This window comes from Oscillospiraceae bacterium (assembly GCA_034925865.1).
Classification (GTDB): Bacteria; Bacillota; Clostridia; order Oscillospirales; family SIG627; genus SIG704.
Genome location: JAYFRN010000044.1, coordinates 1 through 3,025 on the forward strand (window position 1 = coordinate 1; position 3,025 = coordinate 3,025).

Annotated in this window: 2 protein-coding genes; both read right to left on the minus strand. The window is 38.8% G+C overall.

Annotation, left to right across the window (positions count from 1 at the left end; translation table 11 throughout):
- Window positions 1-847: hypothetical protein (locus tag VB118_12535; protein ID MEA4833428.1), on the minus strand; the 847-nt coding region annotated here is incomplete at its 3' end.
- A 77-nt stretch (window positions 848-924) separates the two neighbouring features.
- Window positions 925-3,025: hypothetical protein (locus tag VB118_12540; protein ID MEA4833429.1), on the minus strand; the 2,101-nt coding region annotated here is incomplete at its 5' end.

Below are 3,025 nucleotides of genomic sequence, written 5' to 3' on the forward strand. Positions count from 1 at the left end.
ATGCGTGACAGGTGAATAGTTCGCTTCTCGCTTCGGGAATTGTCAGCTTGTATGTATCAACGCCGTTTTCACCGCTACTGACAAAAACATCGTATATTCCGTAAGGGTACGGAACAAAGCCTTCTATTTTGCTGTCTTCTCGAAGCTGTGCCCCGGTGGCGGAAAGCTTTTCGCGCAATTTTTCCTCTGTCAGTTTTACGGCTTTGAGCGCGTCTGACAATTCTAGGCTCTTTCCCCGATACAGGTCATAGAAATGCGTATTTACATACTTGAGAGTTCCTTCCGGATCGTAATAAAGCACAGCAAAAGCATAATTCCCATCGATGCATGTGCTTTCGCATTTGCGGGTTATCTGGCTTAAATCGCTGGTATCGTTGTTGAATTTTTCGACGATCCTGTTATCGGCGTCGCAAATAATTCTGCGCGCTTCACTATAGTTTTCATAATTAAAATTGTTTATTGCTTCATCGAGAATCTCCCAATTAAATGTTTCATAATTCATGCTTATCCCTCCGCCAAATGTGGAATCAGTTTCCGCGACCAGCTCGGAAAGCTGCGCCGGCGTGAGAGGAACGCGCTCCTCCGTTTGTGTTTCAGAGGGAACGCCTGTTTCAGGTTCTGTTTCGACAGAATTCCCTGTTTCGACAGGACTTCCTGTTTGAGTGGAATCCTTGGTTTCGGATATAGGTTCTGTCTCATGTACAGTCAACGGAGAAATACCGGTTTTCGCTCCGGTTTCGGTAAGCCCGGAGTCAGACGAGGGCTTTTGAGAACATGAAGCGAATGCGATAAGCGTAAATACCGTTACAACGGATAAAGCCGCGGCTATAATTCGTGTTTTCTTCATAAACGAAATCCTTTCTTCTAATAAAAACACTTCCTGCTAAAATATAAATCGGCTGCTCGACTTTTAATCATATCTTTTTAATTCAGCTTTTTAGATATAAATTCTTTCATATCATATGAAGACACAAGAGCATATCCGCCGGATATAATAATGCGCTCACCAGCGTTTTTTCCTATAATTCTTTCGAAGGATTTCGGAACCAATTTACCTGATTCTCTCTTAAACGTGTATATTCCAAGATAATTATCACTTGTACTGTATGACCAATTTACGATAGTTATATTTTCAAAGTTTTCGTCAATATAAATACTATCTTCTTCATTTAAATATTCTGTTAAATTAAAAGTTACATAAGGAGATGTGATTTTTGTATATTCGAGATTTGTCTCATCCGTAAGTATCAGATAATCCCCTCGCGTACAGTATATACGTTTCCAATTTTCAATCACCCAGCTTTTTTCTGTTTCGGTATTAAAAATGCCAAATCCTATCGCCCATTCCCATCCGCTTATATTATATAAAATGTATTTATTAAACAATACACCATATAATGATGCTGAGGTTCCTATATCATAATATATTTCATATGGTATACGTTTATATAATACTTTCTTAAAGCCATCGGATTTGCGAGTAGCATTGATGGATCCGCCGGAATCACGTTCTACAACCCATCCTCCGGATTCAATCCTTGTGGGGATGTTATATATTTCACCATCCGCCATATCGATTAATTCAGGTTGTGCATTAATAAGTGAAGGATTAAATGAACCGTCATATTCAAGGCGGTAAGTTTTATTCAAATTGCCTTCAGAGGAATAAACTGATGTTTTAATGTATAAAAAGCCATCTATAGTTGATAATGCACATGATAAGTCAGCTCTGATATAATCACTGTCATTAATCACAATTTTTCTATCACATAAACAATCATGTTCTATATCGTAAAATAAAAGTGTAAGTCCGGTGAAACAGTCGGTTACTTTCCCGTCAATTGTACTTGTATAATTGCTTTTATTTGCCGCTATGACAGGAGCATACGGAAGAACCCATTCATCTCTGCTGTACCCATAATATCTGAGTATCACGTCATATCCGGCTTTTTTGACCTGCTCCGTCAAATCTATCTTATTCCATCCTTCTCCATATCCAAGGTAATTCTCTGAAGATACCGGTTCTTCTTCACTGTCATTTATCGTTTTTGCGGTTATCAGTTTTAATTCAAGACCGTCGAATTGAAATTCATAACGCATTGTTTTTCTGCCGTAAGTAAAACCGAATCTTGCCGCATATTCACATACCGCATCGACAATTATCCGGTTCCCGATAATACTGATTTCGGAAATCGATCTGTTCAATACAGTAGAAGCATTTGTGATTTCCAAATGAAAATCGCTGTCGTTTTGCGTTAATATTGTATGGTTTTTGCAAAAGTTAATTTTATCCGGTCCGATTTCAAACAGAGTTGAAAAGCAATCACCGAAAATGCTTTTTATCTCCTGATTAGAGATATTTATTATTTTCCTTGAATTATATGTATTTTCTGATATCTTTGCGGGGTCAATAGCAGTTCTTCCGGTCATATATATCGCGGCGGCAATAGTATTTGCATCGCATTTCAATGGTCTTTCTGTCGATACATCATCGACAAACATCTGCAGACAATCTGCGAAATTCAATGCAAGTATCTTTAAAATTTCTTCTGGTTCTTCATCACCATCTCTCCAGTACGCTCCAGTGGTTGTTTCGCAGAAATATTTCTTTATCTCATCGCTCTTTTTTCCGTATTCGTCAAAGGTTATATAATGCACCTCGATGCGTTCAAGTCCGTATGTCCGGCGTATATTATAGTTTACATAATACGCGAGTTCCTCCCGCTTATCCGAAAACACGGCGTTTTTATCAGCAAATTCAAAGAAATCCTTTATTATTTCTGCATTCAATTCGTCCGACGATGTCCGAGGTAGAGCAAATCGCTCGGCAATTACCGCGTCTTTATATGTCGCCTTATTGGTAACGTCGAACATCGCTTCTTTACTTTCGTTTCCTGATGCGTGACAGGTGAATAGTTCGCTTCTCGCTTCGGGAATTGTCAGCTTGTATGTATCAACGCCGTTTTCACCGCTACTGACAAAAACATCGTATATTCCGTAAGGGTACGGAACAAAGCCTTCTATT